Below are 26595 nucleotides of genomic sequence, written 5' to 3' on the forward strand. Positions count from 1 at the left end.
CCCTACCGCACTGTTTTATCGCCCTGGCGCGAGGCTCTCCAGTTGCGTCGCACCATTCACACGTACCTGCAACGGCTGATCCGCCGGCAGCCCATCCGGCACCGCCCAGCGCATGGTCGCGCCCGGCAGCACATAGCCCATCAGACCTTCCACCAGTGGCCGCGGTTGGCCGCCCTGCTTGAAGGTGGCATCGGTCAAACGCGCGTGGACGGCGCCCTGGTTACGCATCTCGACGTAGTTGCGCCCGCCAATGTTGACTTTTTTCCAGCTCAGGTCCGGCTTGCCGGCGCCCTTCGGGTCACGATCGCGGGTGCCATCGACCTTGCTCCACAGGCCTGGGCCATAGGCGAACAGCGGCACCGAATAACGCATCTGGAAACGCACCGCGGCGGCGGTCTTGCCATCGGCCGGGGCGGCGGGCGGCGTGGCCGAGGGGATCTCATCGATGATGATGCGATAGGCCAATTCCTGGCCCGGCGGCACCTCTTTGGTACGGGTCAGGCGCACCAACTGCTTCTGCCCCGGCTCGATTTTCGCCACCGGCGGGCTGCCAATCACGTCGCGCTGGTTCTGGTACTGCTCATCAAAGCCGCTCTGGGTCCAGGCAAACACGCGGATTTGCAGGTTAGCGGTCTCGGTGCCACGGTTCTCCAGCCACAATGCGCTGGCCTGTTGATCGGCCTCCAGCACCGGGTCAATCGGCCAAATCAGCACCGAGCTGGCCGCCTGGGCCTGCCACGCCGCCAACCCCAACACCGCGCTTAAACCCGCTGCCCACCACTGCCGGGAAGCTGCATACATAGGTCTCACTCCTTATTGCCAATCGCCTTACCACGACAGCTGCACCTGCAACGTGTCGCTGTACGTCCCCCCAGGCGTATTACCCGGTAACTGCACTCGCCCATAAATCGGCAAGGTGATGCTGGCGGCGTTGGCGTACGTCACGCTCACGCTTTGGCTGATGCCCAGGCTCTGGCTGAACGCCGCGTCCCGAAACAGCTGATACGCCACTTGGGCGGTGCCGCTATTGAGCTGCATCCGCCGGCCGCTGTTGTTGTGCAAACCGCCATCGACACTCATGTTCAGCGCCACCCCCGGCGTACATTGCAGGGTCACGCCGCCGGTGAGTGCGACCGACGCCGTGCTGGTCGCCAGTGCCGAATACGTGCCGAACACCAGGCTGCCGTAGTTCGTTCCGCCACCGACCACCAGGCAACCGGGCGTGATCGTCGCGCTGACCTGGAACGATTGGCTGGTCACCGCCAGCAGCGACACCGGCATGCCCCAGCCGAAGCACACCGCCAACGCCGCCCACCCTGCCCGGCTCATGGCCCTTAGAACGTCAGGGTCACGTTGACCGTGTCGGTATACGTACCGGCCGGCAGCCCAGCCTTGCCATTGGCCTTACCGTAAATATTTACGGCCTGGGCAACACCCGTACTCGGCGCCAGGTTGATCACGCCGCCGATGGCCAGCAGCTGCGAATGCCCGCTGTCGGTGTACAAGTCATACGGCACGTAGTTGGCAACGCCGTCGTACAGCGCGCGGGCGCCGCCGGTGGATTTGCCGTCATTGGCGCCGGCGGACACGGTCAGCGTCGGCGAAGTGCCCGCCGAACACAGAATCGACAACGCCCCGCCACCGCCGCCCAGCACCTGGCCGTCGGCTTCGGTGAACAGGCTGTTGGCCGTGCCGAAGTTCAAGTTACCGAAGCTCATCCCGCCGGTCGCCGCCGCGCCATTGACCTGGCAACTGCTGGTCAGCACCAGCGTCGCGGTGACGGTGCCGGCCACGGTCGCCGCCTGCGCCCCCGACACCCACACCAGTGCCATCAATGGAAAAACCGCTTTCGATACAAGTGCATGCATGATGTTCATCCTCATGGTTTACCAATCCAGAGTCACCGTCAGGGTGTCTGTGTAGATGCCGGCCGGTAGGGCCCTGGTATTCGCCACCACCGAGCCGAATACCGGGATCGGTACTTGTGTGCCCTTGGTCACGACGAAATTGCGTTGTTGGCCGATGCTGTAGTCGCTGTGGCCCAGCGGGTCAGCCGAGAGCCGATAGGGAATGGTCTGGCGCCCGTTGCTCAGGCGCCGTGTGGTACCGTCGCCGTTGGCGCCGCCGTCGATGGTCACGGTGAAACTGCTGACCACCGAGGGGTTGCACGACACCGACAGCGGCGCCTTACTGCCGTCGGTCACGCCTGCGCCCAAGGGGTTGCTCCAGGTCGGCCCCTGGCTGCCGAAGTCGAGCAACGCGGTGCCGCCCGTGGGGCTGACCGGTGCGCTTTCTACGCCTTTACTGACTTCGCAACTGGCGGTGATCACCAAGCGCGCGTGGATCTGCCCGTTGACCGCTGCCGCCTGGGCGTCATCCGCCAGCAGCAACAGGCCGCCCATGGCCACAAGGGCCCAAACCCGGCTTACCATGTGACCGTGACCTTGAGCAGGTCGGTGTAGCGGCCGACGGCGGGGATGTCTTTGAGCGGTTCGATGCGGCCATACAGCGGCAGGTCGACCGAGCCGGAGTCCGGCACGCGCCCGCTCAGCGGTTCATTCACGGACAACGGAATTCGCCGCGCTGCATCGGCGTAAATACGATAGGGAATGGGTTTGCTCGAAGGGGTTGCGGCACTCAGGTAGCGTACTTCGCCTACGCCGCCGTGCAGGCCGCCGTCGACGCGCATTTGATAGGGAGTGTCGGGGTTGCATTCCAGGCGTGGCTGGCGCTGGCTGATCAGCGCCGCACTCAAGGGGCCGGCCGGGTCATCCAGACGCGGGCCGCTGCCGAAATCCAAAACGCCAAGCTGCTCGATGCCAGCACTGCGGGTGGTGCCCACCAGCTGGCAGCCCCGCTGCACGTCGATGCGCACCTCCACTTGGAGCTGCGCAGCGTAAACCGTGCTGCAGAGCATCGTGCCCATGACTGCCAATACCACTCGTCCCTTCACTGCACCCAATCCTTTGTACAGGGGTAATTGCTGTGTAGGAGGTTAGTCACTCAGGGGGAAACTGCCAGTCTGGACAGGATTACAGCTGCGACATGCTGTTTCGAGATAGCTGGCAGCGCCCTTCTCTATTGGTCAAAACGTGACGGGCGCCCTAAAGTGAGCAACCACCGCACTACAGAGTGACTTGCATTGGCTGTGCTTCCCCTGATCCGGCGCCTGCTCGGTAAAACCACCGCACCTTCGGGCCCCTCGCCTATCCCGGCGTTCTTCAAGCAAAAAGCCGAGCAGCAGGGCTACACCCTCAGCACCGGCCAAACCCAGGCGATTGCCGCCCTGGCCCGCGAGACCGAGCACCTGCTCACCGCCACGCCGACGCGCAGCCTGTACCTGCACGGCCCGGTGGGGCGCGGCAAAAGCTGGCTGCTCGACGGTTTTTTCCAGGCGTTGCCGATTGCCGAGAAGCAGCGCGTGCATTTCCACGCGTTTTTTGCGCGCCTGCATCGCGGCATGTTCCAGCACCGCGAGCACGACGATGCCTTGGGTGTCACCCTGGACGAGCTGCTGGCAGGTTGCCGAGTACTGTGTTTCGACGAGTTCCATGTGCACGATATCGGCGATGCCATGCTCATCAGCCGGCTGTTCAAGGCCTTGTTCCAACGTGGCGTGTGGGTGCTGGTGACCTCCAACTATGCCCCCGAGGGGTTGCTGCCCAACCCGCTGTACCACGAACGGTTCAAGCCGGTGATCGACCTGATCGCCGCACGCATGGACGTGCTGGAAGTCAGCTCGCCCCAAGACTTTCGCAGCCTGCCCCAGGCGCATACCGAGCAACGCTTCAGCGCCGGTCAGTATGTATGGCCCGGCACAGCTGCCCAGCGTGAAGCGCTGGGGCTGCCCGTCGTGGATGGCCCGGCGCAGACCCTGCAAGTCGGCAACCGCCAGTTGCGGTGTCGCAGCCATCAGGCGCCGACCATCGTCTTCACCTTCAACGACCTTTGCGAACAGCTCACGGCCGTGATGGATTACCTGCTGCTGTGTCAGGACTTCGACCACTGGATCATCGACGGGCTGCCGCAATTGGCCGAATGCCCAATCGCCGTGCAACAGCGTTTTATCAACCTGGTGGACGTGCTTTACGACCAGGACAAACGCCTGACGCTGATCGGTCAACAGCCGCTGGCGCACTGCCTGGAAGGCCAAGCCATCGACCTTGCCCGCACGGCCAGCCGCCTGCATCAATTACAAACCGCCGAATTGCAAAGCCTGTGCCCGCAACCCGCGCATCACCCGGTATCATGAGCGCCTTTTACGCCCTCTTGCCGAGTGACCGCGCCGTTCATGAATACCCTCGCCCAACTCAAGGCCGGCCAATTGGCAGGCACCACGCGCCTGGACCTGTCCTGCGGGCTGACCGAATTCCCGCGGGAAATCTTCGAACTGGCCGACTCGCTGGAAATCCTCAACCTCACGGGCAACGCCCTGAGCAGCCTGCCCGACGACCTGCATCGCCTGTCGCACCTGCGCGTGCTGTTTTGCTCGGACAACGCCTTCACCGCGTTGCCGGAATGCCTGGGCCAGTGCGCCAAGCTAAGCATGATCGGCTTCAAGGCCAACCAGATCAGCCACGTGCCCGCCGCCGCACTGCCGCCGCAGTTGCGCTGGCTGATCCTCACCGATAACCGCATCAGCCAATTGCCCAGCGAATTGGGCGAGCGGCCGCTGCTGCAAAAACTGATGCTGGCCGGCAACCAACTGACGGAACTGCCGCACAGCCTGATCAACTGCCACAACCTGGAGCTGATCCGCATCGCCTCCAACCGCCTGACCCAATTGCCCGAGTGGCTGCTGACGCTGCCGAGCCTGACCTGGCTGGCCTATGCCGGTAACCCGGTGGAGATGGCGGTGGAATTAGCCGTCGATGACGCAACGCCGAACATTGCCTGGGCGGACCTGGAACTGGGCGATGTGCTCGGCGAAGGCGCCTCGGGGATCATCCGCAAGGCGCTATGGAAGCCGCAGGCCTTGCCTGTGGCGGTCAAACTGTACAAAGGCGCGATCACCAGCGATGGTTCACCGTTGCATGAAATGCAGGCCTGCATCGCCGCTGGCCTGCACCCCAACCTGATCAAGGTGGAAGGCCGCGTGGTGGGCCATCCCGAAGATCAAGCCGCGCTGGTGATGGACCTGATCGACCCGAGCTACCGCAACCTCGCCGCCTTGCCGAGCCTGGCGTCGTGCACGCGGGACATCTACGCACCGAGCACGCGTTTCAGCCCTGAAGTGGCCTTGCACATGGCGCGGGGCATTGCCTCGGTGGCGGCGCACTTGCACCGGCACGGCATCACCCATGGCGACCTGTACGGTCACAATATTCTGTGGAACGCCGATGGCGACTGCCTGCTCGGCGACTTTGGCGCGGCGTCGTTCCATGCCACGGCGGATACCGTGGAAACCAGGGCGTTGCAGCGCATTGAAGTGCGGGCGTTTGGAGTGTTGCTGGGGGAGTTGCTGGAGCGCGTCGACACGCCGTTCAACGACGAAGCGTTGGTCGCGCTGCAGAACAGCTGCTGCCAGCCTGATGTGTTGGCGCGGCCGAGCTTTGAAGACATCGACACCTTGCTGCAAGCTCTGCCGCACCACTAATCAAATGTGGGAGCGGCGGTGCGACGATTCGACTTACTCGCGAATGCAGTGTGTCAGTCACCCAATCAGTGACTGACACTGCGCATTCGCGAGCAAGCCCGCTCCCACATTTTTTACCGCGTTCTAGTCAGTTATAAATCAGCCAGCCAGGCCAACGAACATATCCTGCACGTCGTCATGGTTGTCCAAGCCTTCCAGGAAGGCTTCGACTTCAGCCATCTGCTCGTCGGTCAAACCGCTCACCGGGTTCTTCGAGATGTAGCCCAGCTTGGCCGACAGCACGGTAAAGCCCTGCTCCGGCAGCGCTTTTTGCACGGCATCGAGGTCGGTGGTTTCGGTGATGAACAGGGTGGTGCCCTCTTCTTCGCCGTCTTCAAAATCCTGGGCGCCGGCTTCGATTGCGGCCATTTCCGGGTCGGCATCCGGGGTGTCCGGCGAGGCTTCGATCAGGCCGACATGGTTGAAGTCCCAGGCCACGGAGCCGGAAGCGCCCAGTTGTCCCTTGCGGAATGCCACACGGATTTCCGCCACGGTACGGTTGATGTTGTCGGTCACGCACTCAACGATCAGCGGCACCTGGTGCGGGGCGAACCCTTCGTAGGTCACGCGGTGGTACTGCACGGTTTCACCCAGCAGGCCGGCGCCTTTTTTGATGGCGCGCTCCAGGGTTTCCTTGGGCATCGAGGCCTTTTTGGCCTGTTCTACCACCAGACGCAGGTGGGCGTTGGTCGCGGTGTCGGCGCCATTGCGGGCGGCGATGGTGATTTCTTTCACCAGCTTGCCGAAGATTTTGCCCTTGGCATTCGATGCCGCTTCTTTATGTTTGACTTTCCACTGTGCGCCCATGACTCACTCTCTTCTGTCCATCGCGCCGAGACGTCTACTGGCCGGCGCTTTGGGGGCAGAGTTTATAGGGCAAAAAAAAATCGTTCCAGCAAAAAACCGTCAAGACGCCAACTCGAAAAACGCCTGGATCAAGCGCAATGAGCGGCGTCGCTCGAGACAACCGAGCATATGCCGGTTGACCAGGCCGTCACCCTGCAGGGCGATCGCATGCACGCGCGGGTCGCGGCTGACCTCCATCGACGACACCACGCCCACGCCCAGTTCAGCGGCGACGGCTTCGGTTACCGCCTCGCGGCTGTCGAGCTCCAGCAACACCCTGGGCTGCACGTTGGCGCTGGCGCAGGCGCTGTCGAAGGTGCGCCGGGTAATCGAACTGGGCTCGCGCAGCACCATGATCACCTCGTGCAATTGCTCCAGGCGAATACCCGCCGGGTCGGCGAGCCACGGGTGCCCTGTCGGCACCAACGCGCAGATCCGCGATTCGCTCAGCGCTTGCAGGTGCAGGCCATTGCGCGGTTCTACCTCGGTAAGCACCGCCACGTCCGCGTGTTCCGACAACAACGCTGCCAGCGTGTCCTGGGCATTGCCCAGCCGCAGGTTGACGGTGATGCCGGGGTAACTCGCGCGCAGGCGGGCGATCATCGGCATCACCAGGTGCGGGCCATCCGCCGCGACTTCCAGGCGCCCGGTGAGCAATTGGCGATTGGCCTCCAGCAAGGTCTGCGCCTCATCCACCAGCCCGAAAATCGCGCGGGTGATCGCCGCCAGGCGGGTGCCCTCCTCGGTCAACTCCACCCGCCGGGCTGTGCGGCGCAACAGCGGAATCTGGTAGTGCTCTTCGAGCGCCTTGATGTGCCCGGTCACCGCCGGCTGGCTGATAAACAGCCGTGCGGCCGCTCGGGTAAAGCTGCCCTCGCGGGCCACTGCATCGAATGCACGCAATTGAAACAGGTTCATAGCTATCGGCCTCACTGATAGCTCGCATAACAACAAACAATTTGATTGATAACAAGCCAAACTGCAATTTAGGCGCCGTAGATTCAACCCCGAGACTTGCGAGGACTTGAGATGACCACCGCCGCGCCGATCCTGCTCACACCCGGCCCGCTGACCACGTCGGCCCGTACGCGCCAGGCCATGCTGGTGGACTGGGGTTCATGGGATGAGCGCTTCAACCAACTCACCGCGAGTGTCTGCGAGCAGTTGCTGGCGATCCTCAACGGCGCCGACAGTCACCACTGCGTGCCCTTGCAAGGCAGCGGCACGTTCGCCGTCGAAGCCGCCATCGGCACGCTGGTGCCGCGTGACGGCAAGGTACTGGTGCTGATCAACGGCGCCTACGGCAAGCGCCTGGCGAAGATCTGCGCAGTACTCGGCCGCGATTTCAGCACCTTTGAAACCGCCGAAGATGAGCCCACTACTGCGGCCGCTGTGGACCGCCTGCTGCACGCCGACCCGGCCATCACCCACGTGGCGTTGATCCACTGCGAAACCAGCACGGGCATTCTCAACCCGCTGCCGGACATCGCCCAGGTGGTTAAAACCCACGGAAAACGCTTGATCATCGACGCCATGAGCTCCTTCGGCGCGCTGCCGATTGATGCCCGCGAAGTGCCGTTCGACGCGCTGATCGCAGCGTCCGGCAAATGCCTGGAAGGCGTGCCGGGCATGGGTTTCGTGTTCGCCAACAAGCAGGCACTGGCCGCCGCCGAAGGCAACTGCCACTCCCTGGCCATGGACCTGTTCGACCAGCACCGCTACATGGCCAAGACCGGGCAATGGCGCTTCACCCCGCCGACCCACGTGGTCGCCGCGTTGCACGAAGCCCTGCTGCAATATCACGAAGAAGGCGGGTTGCCCGCGCGCCATCAGCGTTACGCCGCCAACTGCCAGGCGCTGCTGGACGGCATGGCCGAACTGGGCCTGCGCAGTTTTCTGCCAGCGGCGATCCAGGCGCCGATCATCGTGACCTTTCATGCGCCGCAAGACCCGCGTTACCAGTTCAAGGACTTCTACGAACGGGTCAAGGCCAAGGGTTTCATCCTTTACCCCGGCAAATTGACCGAAGTCGACACCTTCCGCGTGGGCTGCATCGGCCATGTCGACGCCGCCGACATGCGCGCCGCCGTCGCCGCCATCGCCCAGGCGTTGCACGCCCTGCACATCAACCTTTCATCGTTTGGATCGCAGCCATGAACTATCAAAACCCCAACACCCTGCAGGCCGTTATCCTCGACTGGGCCGGCACCGTGGTCGATTTCGGCTCCTTCGCCCCCACGCAGATTTTCGTCGAAGCCTTCGCCGAGTTCGACGTGCAAGTCTCCATCGACGAAGCCCGTGGCCCGATGGGCATGGGCAAGTGGGACCATATCCGCACGCTCTGCAACCAGCCGCAGGTGGCCGAGCGTTATCGCAAGGCCTTTGGCCGTTTGCCGACGGATGACGACGTAACCGCTATCTACCAGCGTTTCATGCCATTGCAGATCGAGAAAATCGCCGAGCACTCGGCGCTGATTCCCGGCGCCCTCGACACCATTGCGCGCCTGCGTGTGCAGGGCATCAAGATCGGCTCCTGCTCCGGCTACCCCAAGCAGGTCATGGACAAAGTCGTCGCCCTGGCTGCCACCAATGGCTACTTCGCCGACCACGTGGTCGCCACCGACGAAGTGCCCAACGGCCGCCCATGGCCAGCCCAGGCGCTGGCAAACGTGATTGCGCTGGGCATTGACGATGTGGCGGCTTGCGTAAAGGTCGACGACACCGTGCCGGGCATCCTCGAAGGCCGCCGCGCCGGCACGTGGACCGTCGCCCTCACCTGCTCGGGCAATGCGCTGGGCCTGACCTATGAGCAATTCCGCGACCTGGACGCCGCCACTCTGAACAGCGAGCGCAAACGCATCGAGAAACTGTTCGAAGGCTCACGCCCGCACTACCTGATCGACACTATCAACGACCTGCCTGCAGTGATCACCGACATCAACCAGCGCCTGGCCCGCGGTGAAATGCCACAAAGCCACTGATTGAGGTCAAAACAACGGCACTTACGCCAGGCGAATCGCTCAAAAACGGCATACAGTTAAAGGACTCCGTCACTAAAGAATGGAGGTTTGCCCTGATGAGTGAGGAACACAGCGATGCCGTGGAAAAACTCCGATACGCGCTACAGCACCATGTCGATTGCGCTGCACTGGTTGATGGTGGTGCTGCTGGCGGTGGTTTACGCCTGCATAGAGTTACGCGGCCAATTCCCCAAAGGCAGTGGCGCGCGAACGTTGATCGTCGAAATGCACTTTATGTTCGGCCTGACCGTGTTCGTGCTGGTGTGGCTGCGCCTGTTTGCACGCAGCCTGGGGGTGGCACCGAAAATCGTGCCGACGCCGCCACAATGGCAAAGCCTGCTGGCCACGCTGATGCATGTTGCGCTGTATGCATTGATGATCGGCATGCCGATTGCCGGTTGGTTGATCGTCAGCGCCGAGGGGCATTCGGTGATGTTCTACGGCATCGAGTTGCCGCCGTTGATCGCTGAGAACAAGGCGCTGGCCAAGCAGATTGAAGGCTGGCACGTGCTGTTCGGCAAGATCGGCTACTGGCTGATTGGGCTGCATGCATTGGCGGGGATCATTCACCATTACATCCTGCGCGATAACACGGCGCTGCGCATGATGCCGGGTAGGAGCGGGCTCGCTCGCGAAGGCGGCGGGTCAGTCACCAAATCTGTTGAATGATAGACCGCAATCGCGGGCAAGCCCGCTCCCACAGGGGAGCATCGCTAGATTTCAAACCCTCGGCGGCCTTGCAGGCCGCCGGTGTGCACGAAGATCAGGCGGGTGCCGGGGGCAAAGCGTCCGGCCTCGATCTGGTGTTTGAGCGCCAGCAGGGCCTTGCCGGTGTAGAGCGGCTCCAACGGCATGCCGGAGGCTTGTTCGGTGTGCTCAATAAATGCGAGCAATAGCGGATCGACTTTGGCGAAGCCACCTCGGCTGGCGTCCAGCAGTTGATAACCGCCCTGCACGATGGCCTGCACGTTTCGCTCAACGCCGTGATCGTCCGGCACGGCCATTGCGCCGTACACCGGGTGCGCGCCCGCCTCTGCCAGCGCCAGCCCGGCCACGGTGGTGCCGGTGCCTGCCGCCAGCCACCACGCGTCGTAATCGGCCCAACCCAGGTTGCCCAACTGCTCGCGCACCTGCTCGACCAGTACCGCGCAGCCCAAGGCACCCGCTATTCCACCGCCGCCTTCGGGCACGGCATGGAACTGCGGATACTGTGCGTGCCACGACAGCCAGAAATCCGCCTCATGCCGCGCACGATAGCCGCCATACCCCAGCCAATGCAGCTGCATGCCGAAGGTGTTCAGGTCGAGAACAGTGGGCGTGTCTTGAGGGTGGCCGCGTAACAGGCCGACGGTGGGGAAACCGAAACGTTTGCCTGCTGCCGCCAGGGCGTGCAGGTGGTTGGAGTGCGCGCCGCCAAGGCTGATGATCCCGCTGGCACCGGCGGTTCGTGCCTGGGCCAGATGCTCGGTGAGCTTGAACCACTTGTTGCCGCTGATCAGCGGGTCGATGCGGTCCAGGCGCAGCACAGCCAACTCGACGCCGTTCAGCCAATCCAGCTGCAAAGGTTCGAGCGGTGCGTGGGGAAGCCAGTCGAAAGGGCCCATCGGGTGGCATCTGAATGAAAAAAGGGGCGGTAGTCTAACACCGCCCCTTTTGGCGTTTTACAGCTCGGCCGCCAGGCGCGAGCCTTGGTTGATGGCGCGCTTGGCGTCGAGTTCGGCTGCCACATCGGCGCCGCCGATCAGGTGCACGTTCTGGCCTGCGGCGACCAGGCCATCCTGCAGTTCGCGCAGCGGGTCCTGGCCGGCGCAGATGACGATGTTGTCCACCGCCAGCACTTGCGGCTCACCGTCGGCGCCGATGCGGATGTGCAAGCCTTGGTCATCGATCTTCAGGTATTCGACGCTGTTGAGCATCTGCACCCGCTTGTTCTTAAGGCCCGTGCGATGGATCCAGCCGGTGGTCTTGCCCAGGCCGTCGCCAACTTTGGAGGCCTTGCGTTGCAGCAGGAACACTTCACGGGCCGGTGCATGCGGCGCAGGCTTGATACCGGCCACACCGCCACGGGCTTGCAGCTGGGTGTCGATGCCCCACTCTTTCCAGAACGCCTCACGGTCCAGGCTGGTAGACACGCCTGCATGCACGAGGAATTCGGAGACGTCGAAGCCGATACCGCCAGCGCCAATTACTGCCACGCGCTTGCCCACCGGCTTACGCTCAAGGATAACGTCCAGGTAGCTCAGCACCTTGGCGTTGTCGATCCCCGGAATCGCCGGGGTACGCGGCGCAATGCCGGTCGCCAGGATGATCTCGTCGTAACCGCCCGCCGCCAGTTGCGCGGCATCCACACGGGTGTTGAGGCATACCTCGACGTGGGTGGTCTGCAATTTGCGCTTGAAGTAGCGCAGGGTTTCAAAGAACTCCTCTTTGCCCGGCACGCGCTTGGCGATATTGAACTGGCCGCCGATTTCACTGGCCGAGTCGAACAAGGTCACTTGATGGCCGCGCTCCGCCGCCACGGTGGCCGCCGCCAGGCCTGCGGGGCCGGCACCGACCACGGCGATTTTCTTGATCTGCTTGACCGGCAGGTAGTTCAGCTCGGTCTCGTAGCACGCACGCGGGTTGACCAGGCAGGTGGTCAGCTTGCCGCCGAAGGTGTGGTCCAGGCAGGCCTGGTTGCAGCCGATGCAGGTGTTGATTTCATCGGCGCGACCTTCAGCGGCCTTGTTGACGAAGTCGGGGTCGGCCAGGAACGGCCGCGCCATCGAGACCATGTCGGCATCGCCCTCGGCGAGGATCTGCTCGGCAATTTCCGGCGTATTGATGCGGTTGGTGGTGATCAGCGGAATCTGCACCGCACCGCGCAGCTTGGCGGTGACTTTGCTGAACGCACCACGCGGCACTTTGGTGGCGATGGTCGGGATACGCGCTTCGTGCCAGCCAATACCGGTGTTGATGAGGGTCGCACCCGCCTGCTCGATGGCCTTGGCCAACTGCACGATTTCTTCCCAGCTACTGCCGCCTTCCACCAGGTCAAGCATCGACAGGCGGAAGATAATGATGAAGTTCGGGCCGACAGCCTCGCGCACTCGGCGCACGATTTCCACCGCCAGGCGCATGCGGTTTTCGTAGCTGCCACCCCAACGATCAGTGCGATGGTTGGTGTGGGCGGCGAGGAACTGGTTAATGAAATAACCTTCAGAGCCCATGATTTCCACGCCGTCGTATTCGGCGACCTGGGCCAGCAGCGAGCAGGTGACAAAGTCCTGAATCTGCTTCTCGATGCCTTCCTCGTCCAGCTCCTTGGGCTTGAACGGGTTGATCGGTGCCTGGATCGCGCTCGGTGCGACCTGCTTGGGGCTGTAGGCATAGCGCCCGGCGTGGAGGATCTGCATGCAGATCTTGCCGCCCGCTGCGTGCACGGCCTGGGTCACGATCTTGTGTTTCTGGGCTTCTTCGTCGGTGGTCAGCTTGGCGGCACCGGCGTACACGCCGCCCTCATCGTTCGGGCCAATACCGCCGGTGACCATCAGGCCGACACCACCCCGGGCGCGTTCGGCAAAATAGGCGGCCATGCGCTCGAAACCGCCAGGTTTTTCTTCAAGGCCGGTGTGCATCGAACCCATCAGGGTGCGATTGCGCAAGGTGGTAAAGCCCAGGTCCAACGGGGCCAGCAGGTGCGGGTAGGCAGCAGCGGTCATGGTACAGCTCCACAACGGATCATCACGGGACGTGGAAGGCTCGAAATGGCCTGCCATCGGTTTATGTCCCACAGACTAAGAGGCAGCGGACTACCGCTCAATGACTGAAACTGACAACTTATTGATCCAAATGCACAGCGCCCCTTGGCAAGCCGGTGCATGGGCCCTACCCTAGTCGACGAACCCTGCACACGGTCTGTTGTCTGTTGCCCCATGCGTAAACTTCTAGCCTTCACCCTCGTCATGGCCCTGGTTGCCGCCACCACCGCGTATCTGGTCTGGACCCAGGAGCGCCCTGTGGCGCATTACCTGTCGGACCTGCGCATCACTTTGGCCGTCAATGAAGGCCAGCCCGCTGATCGTGGCAACTTGTTGGGTATCCAGCCGGAGCTGTTCCCCGCCGATTATCAGAGCCTGGAACGCCTGCACCTGAAGCTGGCGGCTTATCTGCAAAAGGCGCGGGACCAAGGGTTGATCAACAGCAAGACCATCGTCGTGCTGCCGGAACACATCGGCACCTGGCTGATGCTCAGCGGCGAGAAGAACGAGCTGTATCAGGCGGTCCATTTAAAGGACGCGATGAACTGGCTGTCAGCCAGCAACCCGCTGCAGTTCGCACGCGCGTGGATCAGCGCCAAGGGCGATAACCGCATGGAAGACGCCTACCTGCGTATGAAAGCGCCCGCCATGGCCCGCGACTATCAGGTGCTGTTCGGCGGGTTGGCCAAAGAGTTTGGCGTGACGCTGGTGGCCGGCTCCATCGCCCTGCCCAACCCGACCGTCGAACAAGGGCAACTGCACATTGGCCATGGTGCGCTGTACAACGCCAGCCTGGTGTTTGGTGCCGATGGCTTGCCGGTGGGCCAGCCGCAGCGCCAGTTCTATCCGATCTACGATGAGCGCGGCTTTATCGAGCCGGGCGATGAAAACCTCGTCAGCGTGGTCGATACCCCGGCCGGGCGCCTGGGCATCCTGATCGGCAGCGACAGCTGGTACCCGGACAACTACCGCAAACTCAACGAGCAAGGCGCGCAATTGGTCGCCGTGCCTGCGTTTGTGACCGGCCGCGAGACGTGGGACCGCCCATGGCGCGGTTTCAAAAGCGTTTCGACGCCGCCCGAAATCAGCCTCAAACCCGAAGAACTCAGCGAAGGCGAAGCCTGGCGTCGCCTCACGCTGATCAGCCAGCAACCGATCAGCCAGGCCACTGCCGGCATGAGCGTGTTCCTGCGCGGGCAGTTCTGGGATCTGGGCACTGCCGGGCACAGCTTTCTCAGCAGCAATGGGCAAATCAATGCCGACAGCGGTGCCCGTGGCGCGCGCCTGCTGAATATCTGGTTGTAGCGTCTTGAAGCCTGTGCGTCTTGGCGATCTGTCGGTGGGTTTCGTGCACACCTTGGCGGATGCTATTCAAAGCCACGGCCTGGACCCGCAACCGCTGCTCCTGCAATACGGCCTTGACCCGGCACGCCTGGCCGAAGCCGGCGCGCGCTTGTCGATCCCGCGCTATATGCGCCTGGGCCACGCAGCCATCCAGCTCACCGGCGACCCAGGCCTGGGCCTGCGCATGGGCCAGCTCAGCCGTTTGAGTCAGGCAGGTCTGGCAGGCGTCACCGCCGCACAAGCGCCCAACGTGCGTGAAGCGGCGCGTGCCTTGACCCGTTTTGAAGCGCTGTACGGCTCCAATTACCGCGGGCAATCGAGTTTTCACGAGGATGCCGAAGGCGCCTGGCTGCGGTTTTATTCCATCAGCCCGTACAACGCCTATAACCGCTTTGTGGTGGATTCGATCATCGCCGGCTGGCTGCAGCAGTTATCCAGCGTGGCGCTGCAACCGGTGCAGGCGCAGCGCATCGACATCGAATTTGAAGCCCCCGAGTACAGCGAACACTACAGCGTGCTGGGCGACAGCCCGGTGAGCTTCGGCGCCGAGGCCAATCAACTGCGCCTGAGCCAAAACACGTTGGCACTGCGTAACCCGCAGCATTGCCCGAGTACCTGGCAGCTGTTGTTGAAGTTGTGTGAAGCAGAGTTGGAGCAGTTGACCCGCACCCGCAGCTTGCGCGAGCGCATTACCCGTTTGCTCGGGCCGATGCTCAATGGTGGCCGGGAACCCGACCTGGAAGAAGTGGCGGCACGCTTGAAGCTGCCGACCTGGACGCTGCGCCGCAAACTGGCCGATGAAGGCACGCAGTTTCGCGCGATTCTCAACGACACCCGCCGCGACTTGGCCATGACCTACATTCGCGATACGGAGCTGGCGTTCGGCGAGATCGCCTACTTGCTCGGGTTTGCCTCAGCCCAGGCGTTTCAACGGGCGTTCAGGCGGTGGAACAACCAGACCCCAGGGGAATTTCGCCGCAGTCAGCGGCATTCCGCCTGAAGTCGGTGTTACAGCTCGGTAGCGTCATCAACCGGATCCAGCGGATCCAACTCAAACGCGTGGTACTCCAGCAGTTCTTCTTGGTAATCGTCCATGGTGGACTCCTTGTGGGTTTAAAGCAGCTGCCAATAAATGACCTGCACAGCCAGCCTAAAGTGCCGTGATGACGAAAAAATGTCGGCGCCATGACGTTCCTGCACTTCAGGATAAAACGTAGCAGCGTTGCCTAGATTTAGCACCTGGGTGTTGAGGTGCGATTGCAATCATTGCAATTGCAACAACATTTCCATTAGGGTACGAACCTCTGTTGCAAGGAGCTCGTCCCATGCCCGCCTCTACCGCCCATGCCGCCCAACGCTGTATCGACGCACTCAGCACGGCTGCGCACTCAAGCAGTTCGCCGCTGTACACCGTCATGACCATGGCCAACACCCTGGAACTCAGCCGCCAGGCCTGGGTGATCCGCGGTCAGTCACGCTCCCGCCGTGTGGGCGGCTGGCCGGTTTGGTTCGCACGCAACACCGCTGAAAAACCCATGTTGTACCTGCACAGCGCGGCGTCGTCGGCGCAGTTATGTGCACTGTCGGACGAGACCGCGCAGCGCGGCATCCTGTGCAACGACATCGAAAACCAACCGTCTGCATGGCCCAGGGGCACGCAACCGTCGCTGCCGTTATGGCTGGCCACCCACCCGCGCTGCACGCCGTATGACCCGGCGTCCGGCGCGGAAGCCCGCGCGATTGTGCTGGCGGGTTTGCGCACGCTGTATGTCGAGGGCAAGCCTGGGTTTTATTACCTGGCGCTGCACGACCAGGACAGCGCGGTGACGCTGGATGCGCAGGATCGCGACGATGCCCTCAAGGGGATGTACCCGATCCAACGTCGCCAAGGGCAGGTGCGATTGCTGGGTGCCGGCCGGGCGCTGGTGGAAGTTGCCGAGGCTGCACAGTTGCTGGAACAGGACTGGAACATCACGGCGCAGCTGTGGAGCTGCCCCAGCTACACACGACTGGCGCGCGAAGCGGCCGCCGCCGAACGCTGGAATCGACTGCACCCCACAGCGCCCAGGCAGAGCTGCCATTTACGTGAGTGCCTGAGCGGCAGCAGCGCGCCGGTGATTGCCGTCACCGGTTATCCGCAGGCGATTGTCGATCAGCTGGCGGCGCATGTGGAGGCGCGGTTTGTCGCGCTCGGCGCGGGTTCGGTGCAGGCGTCTGCGCCCAGCTGTTACTGGATTGTGGTGTGTGCGTTGAGGGCGTTGGTGGATGAGGGATGTCTTGATGCGCGGCAGGTAGAAAAGGCGATGGATCGGTATGCACTCAACTGAATTGGAATACGCTCAAAAATGTGGGAGCGGGCTTGCTCGCGAATGCGGTGTGTCAGTCTCCGCATGTCTTGACTGACACTCCCTCTTCGCGAGCAAGCCCGCTCCCACATTGGATCTTCATTGGGTCTTAAATCTTGCGTCGACCTCGAACCTGCTCGCCCGCCTCGACGGCCAGCCCCGCCGTGCGCTCCAGGGTGTCGGCAAACAGCTGGCGCTGCTCGGGCTCGATTTGCGACAGGAACAGCTCGTCCACGGTGCTTTCGTAGATCGTCCACATCTTTTTACGCAACACCCGACCCGCGTCGGTGATCGAGGCAAACGCCGCACGGCCGTCGCCGTCAGAACGCGAACGCACCACCAGGCCGTCTTTTTCCAGGCGGTCCACCAGGCGTGTCAGGTTGTAGCGCTCAATCGCCAGCACGTCGGCCAATTCGTGCATACGGCGGGTGCCATCGGGGCCACTTTCCAGGCCCCACAAGGCGTCATACCAGGCATATGGCGGCAGGTCGGCCTGCGCCAAACGGCGTTCGATTTCACGGATGACCGTCCTGTGGGCCCTGACAAAACGGAACCATACATCAGGCTCTTTCGACGACATGCAACACCATCCGGGGAATTTCAAGAAGGTTGCAATAGTAGCTCATCCCGCGCTAGATTCAGGCATGTCGTTGCAATTGCAACTACATTGGCGTTACTCCCACAAGAAGCTCGCCGCTTGAAATCCGCCTACCCTGGAGCCTCACATGACCCCGAATAACGCAGTAAGACTGGACGACGATCCACAGGAAACCCGCGAATGGCTGGAGTCCATCGAATCGGTGCTGTCCACCGAAGGCCGCCCGCGCGCCCACTACCTGATTGATCAGTTGCTGGATTTCGACGTTGCGCGCCATGGAGACTTCTACGGGCGGGTGACCACGCCTTACGTCAACACCATCCCGGTTGACCGCCAGTTGCCCTACCCTGGCAACCTCGCCATCGAGCGGCGCACCAATGCGTTTATTCGCTGGAACGCCATGGCCATGGTGTTGCGCGCAGGCAAACATTCCGGTGTGGGTGGGCATATCGCGACCTATGCGTCAGCCGCCGTGCTGTACGACGTAGGCTTCGACCATTTCTTCCGTGGGCGCACCGACACATTCGACGGTGACCTGGTGTACATCCAGGGTCACTCCTCGCCGGGCATCTACGGCCGCGCCTACCTGGAAGGCCGTATCAGCGAAGCGCAACTGGACAACTTCCGCCGCGAGGCCGCTGGCGAGGGGCTGTCCTCCTACCCGCACCCACGGCTGATGCCGGACTTCTGGCAATTCCCTACTGTGTCCATGGGCCTCGGGCCGATCACCGCGGCCTACCAGGCGCGCTTCATGCGCTACCTGGAGTTTCGTGACCTCAAGCAACACCAAGGCCGCAAAGTGTGGGCATTCCTCGGTGACGGCGAAATGGACCAGCCGGAATCCCTGGCGGCGATCTCCGTGGCCGGCCGCGAGAAACTCGACAACCTGATCTTCGTGGTCAACTGCAACCTGCAACGCCTGGACGGCCCGGTGCGCGGCAATGCCAAAGTCATCCAGGAATTCGAAAGCCTGTACCGCGCCGCCGGCTGGAACGTGATCAAGGTGATCTGGGGTGGTGGCTGGGATGCGCTGCTGGAAAAAGACCAAAGCGGCCTGCTGCGCCAACGCATGATGGAATGCGTGGACGGCGATTATCAGAACTACAAATCGCAGAACGGCGCCTATGTACGCGAGCACTTCTTCGGCAAATACCCGGAGTTGCTGGCACTGGTTGCGGACATGTCCGACGACGAAATCTGGAAACTCTCACGCGGTGGGCATGACCCGGACAAGGTCTACAACGCCTACGCGGCCGCCGTGCGCCACAAGGGCCAGCCGACGGTGATCCTGGCCAAGACCGTCAAGGGCTTTGGCATGGGCGAAGCCGGCGAAGGCCAGAACATCAACCACCAGTTGAAGAAGATGGGCGCCGAGGCCGTAAAAGCCTTCCGCGACCGCTTCGGGCTGGAAGTGGCGGATGACCAACTCGACGAAATCCCCTACCTCAAACCCGCCGCCGACAGTGAAGAGGCGCGTTATTTCGCCGCCAGGCGCCAGGCCTTGGGCGGCTATGTACCCGCGCGCCACACGGCCGTCGAGTCATTACAGATCCCCGAACTGAGCGCCTTTGCCACCCAGCTGAAAGACACGGGCGAGCGCGCCATCTCCACCACCATGGCGTTCGTGCGCATCCTCGGCATGCTGCTCAAGGATCCGCACCTGGGCAAGCTGATCGTACCCATCGTGCCGGATGAGTCGCGCACCTTCGGCATGGAAAGCCTGTTCCGTCAGATCGGCATCCACTCTGCTGTAGGCCAGCTCTATACCCCACAGGATGCCGGGCAACTGAGCTACTACAAGGAGAGCAAAGACGGACAGATCATGCAGGAAGGCCTGAATGAATCCGGCGCCATTTCCTCGTGGATCGCTGCGAGTACGTCCTACAGCAACCACGGCCTGATGACCGTGCCGTTCTACATTTTCTACTCGATGTTCGGCTTCCAACGAGTCGGCGACCTGGCGTGGGCGGCCGGCGATGCGCGGGCGCGTGGTTTCCTGCTCGGCGCTACGGCCGGGCGCACTACATTGATGGGCGAAGGCTTGCAGCATGACGACGGCCACAGCCACATTCTGTCGTCGGTCATTCCCTGCTGTGTGTCGTATGACCCGACCTTTGCCTACGAGCTGGCGGTGATTATTCGCGAGGGCATGCGGCGCATGTATGTCGAGCAGGAGGACATTTACTACTACATCACCCTGCTCAACGAAAACTACCCGCACCCGGCGATGCCCGAAGGCGTGGAGGATGGCATTCTCAAGGGCATGTATCCGCTGAGCCGCCATCCGCAAGCGCAGGTGCAACTGATGGGCAGTGGTTCGATTTTGCGCGAAGTGATCGCCGCCGCCGACTTGCTCGCCAAGGACTTCGGCATACACAGCGACGTGTGGAGCGTTACCAGCCTGACCGAGTTGCGCCGGGACGGGCACGCGGCGGAGCGCTGGAACCTGCTGCACCCGCTGAGCGAGCCGCGCAGCAGCTACGTCGAGGAATGCCTCGCCGGGCACACCGGGCCGGTGGTGGTCGCCACGGACTACATGAAATTATTCGCCGACCAGATTCGCCCCTTCGTCCACGCCCGCCGCTTTGTGGCGCTGGGCACCGATGGTTTCGGGCAATCGGACACACGGGAAACCTTGCGTGAATTCTTTGAGGTGGATCGCCACTTCATCGTCCTCGCCGCTTTAAAGGCGCTGGCGGATGACGGCGTGATCGGACGCGATAACGTCAGTGAAGCGATCAACCGCTACGGGATCAACGTCGACAAGGCGAACCCCGTAGCGGTCTGAGTTACTGCGCAGGCGTCGGCAGCGGAGGAATCGCCTCTGTCGGCGCCGGCAAGGTCGGCGTGGTCGGCGTGGTCGGCGTGGTCGGAGCGGGTGCCGGAGCCGGTTCGGGTTCGGCCTGTGGCGCAATCGGTGCGGCCTCCGCAGGCGGTGCCAACGGTTGTGCAGCGGCAGGCGCTGGCGTTGCGTCCTTCGGTGCCTCGACCTTCTCCGCAACCGGAGCGGCCTTGGGTTCCGGCACCCCGAGCTCAGCCTTGGGCTTTTCAGGAATGTGCTCGGCCTTCTTCACTTCCTGCGGCAGGAACACATCCACCAGCGCAAAGTAACGGTCGTAGAACTTCGGCGCCGAAACCGTCTCACTCGCCACCTTGACCATCGAGTCATCGGTGGAGCCAATCGGCATCGACACCGAGCCCAACACGCCCACACCCAGGCTCGCGGAGTTGTTGACCTTCTTCAGCGCATAGCGATCCTGCAAGGCGTTGGCAAACATCGTCGAGTGGTTATTGCCTTTGCCATCGTTGGCACACACCACGTTGAAGCTGATCTGCAAATGGGTCTCGCCGGTCTGCTGGAAGCTCTTGTTACCCACCACCAGCTTGGGGTCGCTGCTGGTGATGATGTAACCCTGGCTCAACAGCGCACGTCGCGCCGCTTCACAGGCCGCCACATCGCTGACCGGGTAATCACGGGAGAACGTACCGGAGTCGTCGAAATTCTCATGTTCATAAATAGCGGTCTTGGGTGACGAGCAGCCCGCGGCGCCCGCCAGCACCAGCGCCAGCCCGAGGCTACGCAAGTGAAATGATGTCGACATTGAAAATCCTGAGGAAAACAGTCCGGGCGGTATTGTGCAACAGAACGAGGCCTTGGCGCGCGCATTCCTGTCGGTAAAACGTCACAGGCCTACAGAACGGCGCCTGCAGGAAAAAGCCCGGCGCCCATATGGTCAATAAATACGCGCAGTTTTGCCGAGGCATGGCGACTTGATGGGGTATTGCTGCAAGGCTGGGGCGTGGGCGCCTTTGCATGGGCGGTCGTGCTATTGATGCTGTTGGCCTTGGTCGGCAGCCTGAAACGCAGCTAAAAAAAAGCCCCCGGTCCTTTACAGACCGGGGGCTGATCGTTCCCACGCTCTGCGTGGGCATGCATCCCGTGACGCTGCGCGTCACTCTACAGCGGGACGCGGAGCGTCCAAGGCGGCGTTCCCACGCAGAGCGTGGGAACGATCAATCAGAACTTCTTGATGTCAGCCTTGGTTTCCAGCTGCTTGCGGTAGGCCGCGAAGTCTTGCTGGCCAATACGCGAAGCGAGGAAGCGGCGGTATTGCGCCTTTTCTTCGTCCGTAGGCGCAGCGGCTTCGTTGACACCGTTCAAGCGCACGATCACCAGGCTACCGTCAGCCAGGGTTACCGTGGTGAAGGTCGGCTTGTCCTTGGACGCAGGCTTAGGCATGCGGAACAGGGCTTGCAGCACCGCAGGCTCGATCCCTTCCGCGCTACGGGTAGCCGCTTCAGTGACTTTCCAGGCCTGGCCGTCGATCGGCTGGTTCAGCGGGGTCTTGCCATCACGCAGGCTGGCGATCAACTCGTCAGCGTGAGCCTTGGCAGCCGCGCTGGCGCGCTCCTTGGTCATCTGCGTACGGATCGCGGCAGAGACGCTTTCCAGTGGCAGTTGCGTAGGCTTCAAGTGTTCTTTGGCGCGCAGCACGATGATGGTTTCCGGGTCCAGCTCGATGGCGGTGCTGTTGGCACCCTCATCCAGGACTTCCGGGCTGAATGCCGCGGTGACTACAGCACGGTTGGCTGCAACACCTTCGCCACCTTCACGGCCAAATGGCGCGGAGGTATGCACGGTCAGCTTCAGGTCGGACGCCGGCTGGGCCAGGTCGGAGGCTTCGAATGCCGCATCTTCCAATTGCTTGGAGGCGTCGACAAAGCGCTGCTCAACTTGCTGGGTCTTGAGCTCGCGGGTCAGCTTGTCTTTCAGGCTGGCGAACGATGGCACTTGGGGTGCTTCAACGCCCAACAGTTTGATCAAGTGCCAACCGAACGTGGTGCGCACCGGCGCCGACACCTGGTCCTTGTTCAAGGCGTACAGGGCCGTTTCGAAGTCCGGGTCGTAGACACCCGGGCCGGCAAAGCCGAGGTCGCCGCCATTGTTGGCCGAACCTGGATCCTGGGAAAACTCCTTGGCCAGGGCTTCGAACTTCTCACCCTTGGCCAGGCGTGCCTGGATTTCTTCGATCTTGGCCTTGGCTTGCGCGTCGGTGGTCTTGTCGTTGACTTCAATCAGAATGTGCGCGGCACGACGCTGTTCAGCGAGGTTGGCGGTTTCTTTCTGATAGGCAGCCTGCAGTTCATCGTCCTTCACGGTGACCTGGTCGAAGAAGGAAGACTTCTTCAGTTCCAGGTAGTCGATGACGACTTGGTCCGGGGTCATGAACTCTTTGGCGTGCTGGTCGTAGTAAGCCTTGACCTCATCGTCGGTGAGCTTCACCGCCGCAGGGTTGGCCTTGATGTTGACGGTGGCGAAATCGCGGGTCTGTTTTTCCAGACGGGCGAATGCCAGCACCTCGGCGTCGGTGACGAAACCGCTGCCGGCGAGACCTGCGCGAACCTGGCCGATCAGCATTTCCTGGGTCAGCATCTGACGGAATTGCATACGGCTGTAGCCCAGTTGACGGATCACCTGGTCAAAGCGTTCGGCGCTGAACTTGCCGTCCACCTGGAATTCCGGAGTCTGCAGGATCACCTGATCCAGAGCAGCTTCCGAGAAGCCGAACTTGGAATCAGCAGCGCCTTGCAGCAACAGTTTGCGATCGATCAGCCCTTTGAGGGCCGCATCGCGCAGCAGTTTTTCGTCCAGCAGGGAAGCATCGAAATCCTTGCCCAGCTGTTGCATCAGCTGGCGACGTTGCATGTCGACGGCCTGGCTCAATTCGGTTTGGGTGATTTCTTCACCATTGACCTTGGCCACGTCCTGCTTGTTGTTGGTCGAAGCCTGGAAAATGGCCTCGATACCGGTGAACGCCATCAATGCGACGATGATCCCGATAATGGTCTTGGCAATCCAGCCTTGTGAATTGTCCCTGATATTTTGCAGCATGCGTCCCCCAGAAACGGTTGATCTTCAAAAATTAGGCAACCGTGGAGCGTGGGTAGAGTCCGGATAGAAGAAAGGCGCATCCGAGGATGCGCCTTCTCGTAACTGGCGGAGCGGACGGGGGTTTGAACCAACACCCCAGGCCGTGGCGACCCGATGGATAACTGGGTCGGCTGCCGCTCCGCTGCCAGGCCAGACCTGCGTCTGACCCGGGTAGGTAAGGCTTGAGCGAAGCTTAGTTAACGGCTTCTTTCAGGGCTTTACCGGCTTTGAAACCTGGTTTCTTGGCAGCAGCGATTTGCAGTGCTTTGCCGGTCTGTGGGTTACGGCCAGTGCGAGCTGGGCGGTCAGTCACAGAGAAAGTACCGAAGCCTACCAGTACCACGGAGTCGCCGGCCTTCAGAGCGCCAGTGACGGATTCGATTACTGCGTCCAGCGCACGGCCAGCAGCAGCTTTCGGGATATCAGCGGATGCGGCGATAGCATCAATCAGTTCCGACTTGTTCACTCTAAGTCCCCTTATATATCTATTGAGTATGATTCTAAGTTTTTTGGTGAAAGCAAAAACCAGTGCTGAATGGCCTACAGACACTTAAGAGCCGCTTTATAACAAGGGCTCTAAAAAGCTGTCAAGGAAGCCACCCGGCTTAATCGCATTAATGCGTGCTAATTCTTTCCTTGGAATCAGACTCGCGTTTTTCATCCTTCGCGACAATCTCCGGAGCCACATCCGGCAAGGGCTCCGGCGCGTATTGCAGCGCAATTTGCAGGACCTCGTCAATCCATTTAACCGGTTTAATCTGAAGATCCTGCTTGATGTTGTCAGGAATTTCCTTCAAGTCGCGAACATTCTCTTCAGGAATGATCACCGTCTTGATTCCACCTCGATGTGCTGCGAGCAATTTCTCTTTCAGACCACCGATGGCCAATACCTGACCGCGCAGAGTAATTTCACCCGTCATTGCCACATCGGCTCGCACAGGAATGCCAGTCAATGCCGACACCAGGGCCGTGCACATGCCTACGCCAGCGCTGGGGCCGTCTTTCGGGGTCGCCCCTTCCGGCATATGGATGTGGGTGTCGTGCTTCTCGTGGAAGTCCAGGGGGATCCCCAGGCTCTTGGCGCGGCTGCGCACCACGGTCTGCGCGGCCGTGATGGATTCGACCATCACGTCACCCAGCGAACCGGTTTTGATAAGCTGGCCTTTGCCTGGAATCACCGCGGCTTCGATGGTCAGCAATTCGCCGCCCACCTGGGTCCACGCCAAGCCAGTCACCTGCCCTACCTGGTCCTGCTGTTCAGCCAGGCCATAACGGAATTTTTTCACGCCCAGGAAGTGTTCCAGGTCGTCGGCCCCCACCTTCACCGAGAAGCGTTTTTCCAGTGCATGCTCTTTGACCGCCTTGCGGCAGATCTTCGCGATCTGGCGCTCCAGGCCCCGTACACCGGCCTCGCGGGTGTAGTAGCGAACGATGTCACGGATCGCTTCGACGCCAATCTCGATCTCGCCTTTTTTCAGGCCGTTGGCCGAAATCTGCTTGGGCGCGAGGTATTTGACGGCGATGTTGATCTTCTCGTCTTCGGTGTAACCCGGCAGACGAATCACCTCCATCCGGTCCAGCAACGCTGGCGGAATGTTCATGGAGTTGGAGGTGCACAGGAACATTACATCGGACAGGTCGTAGTCGACTTCCAGGTAATGGTCGTTGAAATTATGGTTCTGCTCCGGGTCGAGCACCTCGAGCAACGCCGAGGCCGGATCGCCACGCATGTCGCTGCCCATCTTGTCGATTTCATCGAGCAAAAACAGCGGGTTGCGCACGCCGACCTTTGTCATCTTTTGAATCAATCTTCCTGGCATCGAACCGATGTAGGTACGGCGATGACCACGAATTTCCGCCTCGTCACGCACGCCACCAAGGGCCATGCGTACGAATTTACGGTTGGTGGCGCTGGCAATCGACTCAGCCAGCGACGTTTTACCCACACCCGGAGGACCGACCAGGCACAACACCGGGCCACGAATTTTCTTCACGCGCTTTTGCACGGCGAGGTATTCGAGGATGCGCTCTTTGACTTCTTCGAGGCCGTAGTGGTCGGCGTCGAGGATATCTTCGGCACGGGCCAGGTCTAGGCGCACTTTGGTCTGGGCCTTCCACGGCACCTGCACCAGCCAATCGATGTAGGAGCGAACCACGGTGGCTTCGGCCGACATCGGCGACATTTGCTTGAGCTTGTTCAGCTCGGCAGTCGCCTTGGTCAGGGCGTCTTTGGGCAGGCCGGCAGCATCGATGCGCTTTTTCAGCTCTTCGATTTCGTTGTGGCCTTCTTCGCTGTCGCCGAGTTCTTTCTGAATGGCCTTCATCTGCTCATTCAAGTAGTACTCGCGCTGGCTGCGCTCCATTTGTTTCTTCACGCGACCACGGATGCGTTTCTCAACCTGCAACAGGTCGATCTCGCCATCCAACAGTGCCAGTACGTGTTCGACACGGGCAGACAGGTCGATGATTTCGAGGATGTCTTGCTTCTGCTCGATTTTCAGCGCCATGTGCGCGGCCATGGTGTCGACCAAGCGGCTTGGCTCATCAATGCTGTTGAGGGAAGACAGGACTTCAGCCGGGACTTTCTTGCCCAGCTGCACATACTGCTCGAACTGCGAGAGCAGGCTGCGCACAAACACTTCGGATTCGCGCTCAGGGGCTTCGACTTCGTCGATCAGCGCCACTTCGGCGCGCAGGTGGCCATCCACCTCCATGAAACGCTCCACCGCACCACGCTGCTCACCTTCCACCAACACCTTGACGGTGCCATCAGGCAGCTTGAGCAATTGCAGAACAGTGGCAATTGTACCAACGCGATACAGGGCATCTTCGCCTGGATCATCATCAGCTGGATTCTTCTGGGCCAACAGCAGGATTTGCTTGTCGCCCGTCATCGCGGCCTCGAGGGCTTCGATAGACTTCTCGCGCCCCACGAACAGCGGGATAACCATGTGCGGATAGACGACGACATCACGCAACGGCAGGAGAGGCAATTCGATGGTTGTCTTCATGATTTCGCCTCTATGACAGTTGAAAAGTAAGCTTGAAACCAAGATGGGGGCTGCTTGCAAAAAAAACAAGCTCAATGCCAGCAGTTAAACGCATGAATAAACGAGAATTTAAAATAACTGCTGA

General features: G+C 61.5%; 23 protein-coding genes. 9 read left to right on the forward strand and 14 right to left on the reverse strand.

Going from position 1 to position 26595, the window contains the following annotated elements:
- Nucleotides 1-15 precede the first annotated feature (15 nt).
- From HX783_RS23625 to HX783_RS23645, 5 genes are read right to left on the reverse strand one after another with little or no spacing between them, the layout of a single operon-like run.
- The gene (locus HX783_RS23625; RefSeq protein ID WP_177018432.1) at nt 16-801 is read right to left on the reverse strand and encodes a molecular chaperone; all 786 of its coding nucleotides are present in this window, start codon (nt 799-801) and stop codon (nt 16-18) included.
- Nucleotides 802-828: 27 nt separating this feature from the next.
- Nucleotides 829-1329 carry a spore coat U domain-containing protein gene (locus HX783_RS23630; RefSeq protein WP_256347267.1) on the reverse strand — a complete coding sequence of 167 codons (501 nt, stop codon included), beginning with the start codon at nt 1327-1329 and terminating at the stop codon, nt 829-831.
- A gap of 5 nt (nt 1330-1334) precedes the next feature.
- The gene (locus HX783_RS23635; RefSeq protein ID WP_159957748.1) at nt 1335-1868 is read right to left on the reverse strand and encodes a spore coat U domain-containing protein; all 534 of its coding nucleotides are present in this window, start codon (nt 1866-1868) and stop codon (nt 1335-1337) included.
- 18 nt (nt 1869-1886) lie between these two features.
- Nucleotides 1887-2432 carry a spore coat U domain-containing protein gene (locus tag HX783_RS23640; protein ID WP_159957750.1) on the reverse strand — a complete coding sequence of 182 codons (546 nt, stop codon included), beginning with the start codon at nt 2430-2432 and terminating at the stop codon, nt 1887-1889.
- Nucleotides 2426-2917 carry a spore coat U domain-containing protein gene (locus tag HX783_RS23645; RefSeq protein WP_174245681.1) on the reverse strand — a complete coding sequence of 164 codons (492 nt, stop codon included), beginning with the start codon at nt 2915-2917 and terminating at the stop codon, nt 2426-2428. Before HX783_RS23645 ends, HX783_RS23640 begins: the two co-directional genes overlap by 7 nt.
- 225 nt (nt 2918-3142) lie before the next feature.
- Here HX783_RS23645 and zapE point away from each other — a divergent pair, with 225 nt between their 5' ends.
- Together zapE and HX783_RS23655 are read left to right on the forward strand one after the other, a co-directional pair.
- Entirely contained in the window at nt 3143-4252 is a 1110-nt protein-coding gene (gene zapE, locus HX783_RS23650; protein ID WP_177018433.1) for a cell division protein ZapE, read from the forward strand.
- A 39-nt stretch (nt 4253-4291) separates the two neighbouring features.
- A complete protein-coding gene (locus tag HX783_RS23655; RefSeq protein ID WP_177018434.1) occupies nt 4292-5596 on the forward strand; it encodes a protein kinase in 1305 nt (434 codons plus the stop codon).
- 138 nt (nt 5597-5734) lie between these two features.
- On the opposite strand, the gene HX783_RS23660 is transcribed toward HX783_RS23655, so the two are convergent.
- Nucleotides 5735-6442 (reverse strand): YebC/PmpR family DNA-binding transcriptional regulator, encoded by a 708-nt coding sequence (locus HX783_RS23660; protein ID WP_090402660.1) that lies wholly within the window; start codon nt 6440-6442, stop codon nt 5735-5737.
- Nucleotides 6443-6541: 99 nt separating this feature from the next.
- Nucleotides 6542-7399, reverse strand: a complete 858-nt coding sequence (locus tag HX783_RS23665; RefSeq protein WP_177018435.1) for a LysR substrate-binding domain-containing protein — start codon at nt 7397-7399, stop codon at nt 6542-6544.
- 111 nt (nt 7400-7510) lie between these two features.
- On the opposite strand from HX783_RS23665, the gene HX783_RS23670 reads away from it, so the two are divergent.
- The 3 genes from HX783_RS23670 to HX783_RS23680 all read left to right on the forward strand — a co-directional run bounded on the left by HX783_RS23670 (nt 7511) and on the right by HX783_RS23680 (nt 10170).
- On the forward strand, nt 7511-8638 hold the full coding sequence (locus HX783_RS23670; protein WP_177018436.1) for a 2-aminoethylphosphonate--pyruvate transaminase: 1128 nt from the start codon (nt 7511-7513) through the stop codon (nt 8636-8638).
- The gene (gene phnX / locus HX783_RS23675) at nt 8635-9462 is read left to right on the forward strand and encodes a phosphonoacetaldehyde hydrolase (protein ID WP_177018437.1); all 828 of its coding nucleotides are present in this window, start codon (nt 8635-8637) and stop codon (nt 9460-9462) included. The genes HX783_RS23670 and phnX overlap by 4 nt, the downstream gene beginning before the upstream one ends.
- Nucleotides 9463-9576: 114 nt before the next feature.
- Nucleotides 9577-10170, forward strand: coding sequence for a cytochrome b (locus HX783_RS23680; protein ID WP_159957764.1), 594 nt, complete (start codon nt 9577-9579; stop codon nt 10168-10170).
- 44 nt (nt 10171-10214) lie between these two features.
- Here HX783_RS23680 and HX783_RS23685 read toward each other — a convergent pair whose 3' ends face one another.
- Together HX783_RS23685 and HX783_RS23690 are read right to left on the reverse strand one after the other, a co-directional pair.
- A complete protein-coding gene (locus tag HX783_RS23685; protein ID WP_177018438.1) occupies nt 10215-11105 on the reverse strand; it encodes a 1-aminocyclopropane-1-carboxylate deaminase/D-cysteine desulfhydrase in 891 nt (296 codons plus the stop codon).
- A gap of 57 nt (nt 11106-11162) precedes the next feature.
- On the reverse strand, nt 11163-13202 hold the full coding sequence (locus HX783_RS23690; RefSeq protein ID WP_177018439.1) for an NADPH-dependent 2,4-dienoyl-CoA reductase: 2040 nt from the start codon (nt 13200-13202) through the stop codon (nt 11163-11165).
- Nucleotides 13203-13415: 213 nt separating this feature from the next.
- On the opposite strand from HX783_RS23690, the gene HX783_RS23695 reads away from it, so the two are divergent.
- The 3 genes from HX783_RS23695 (at nt 13416) to HX783_RS23705 (ending at nt 16912) form a co-directional block, all read left to right on the forward strand.
- Complete coding sequence (locus tag HX783_RS23695) at nt 13416-14546, forward strand: carbon-nitrogen hydrolase family protein (RefSeq protein ID WP_159957770.1); 1131 nt, start codon at nt 13416-13418, stop codon at nt 14544-14546.
- Nucleotides 14547-14550: 4 nt separating this feature from the next.
- Nucleotides 14551-15585, forward strand: coding sequence for an AraC family transcriptional regulator (locus HX783_RS23700; protein ID WP_159957772.1), 1035 nt, complete (start codon nt 14551-14553; stop codon nt 15583-15585).
- A 325-nt stretch (nt 15586-15910) separates the two neighbouring features.
- Complete coding sequence (locus HX783_RS23705; protein ID WP_177018440.1) at nt 15911-16912, forward strand: pyruvate dehydrogenase; 1002 nt, start codon at nt 15911-15913, stop codon at nt 16910-16912.
- A gap of 127 nt (nt 16913-17039) precedes the next feature.
- On the opposite strand, the gene HX783_RS23710 is transcribed toward HX783_RS23705, so the two are convergent.
- On the reverse strand, nt 17040-17510 hold the full coding sequence (locus HX783_RS23710; RefSeq protein WP_177018441.1) for a MarR family winged helix-turn-helix transcriptional regulator: 471 nt from the start codon (nt 17508-17510) through the stop codon (nt 17040-17042).
- 145 nt (nt 17511-17655) lie between these two features.
- Here HX783_RS23710 and aceE point away from each other — a divergent pair, with 145 nt between their 5' ends.
- Nucleotides 17656-20316 (forward strand): pyruvate dehydrogenase (acetyl-transferring), homodimeric type, encoded by a 2661-nt coding sequence (gene aceE / locus HX783_RS23715; protein ID WP_177018442.1) that lies wholly within the window; start codon nt 17656-17658, stop codon nt 20314-20316.
- 1 nt (nt 20317) lies between these two features.
- Here aceE and HX783_RS23720 read toward each other — a convergent pair whose 3' ends face one another.
- From HX783_RS23720 to lon, 4 genes are all read right to left on the reverse strand, one after another.
- Complete coding sequence (locus HX783_RS23720) at nt 20318-21130, reverse strand: DUF2242 domain-containing protein (RefSeq protein WP_177018443.1); 813 nt, start codon at nt 21128-21130, stop codon at nt 20318-20320.
- Between the two features lie 416 nt (nt 21131-21546).
- Nucleotides 21547-23421, reverse strand: coding sequence for a SurA N-terminal domain-containing protein (locus tag HX783_RS23725; RefSeq protein WP_177018444.1), 1875 nt, complete (start codon nt 23419-23421; stop codon nt 21547-21549).
- Between the two features lie 232 nt (nt 23422-23653).
- Nucleotides 23654-23926 (reverse strand): HU family DNA-binding protein, encoded by a 273-nt coding sequence (locus HX783_RS23730; RefSeq protein ID WP_003174819.1) that lies wholly within the window; start codon nt 23924-23926, stop codon nt 23654-23656.
- A gap of 148 nt (nt 23927-24074) precedes the next feature.
- A complete protein-coding gene (gene lon / locus HX783_RS23735; protein ID WP_159957784.1) occupies nt 24075-26471 on the reverse strand; it encodes an endopeptidase La in 2397 nt (798 codons plus the stop codon).
- Nucleotides 26472-26595 lie beyond the last annotated feature (124 nt).

This window comes from Pseudomonas sp. D2002, assembly GCF_013385735.1.
GTDB lineage: Bacteria > Pseudomonadota > Gammaproteobacteria > Pseudomonadales > Pseudomonadaceae > Aquipseudomonas.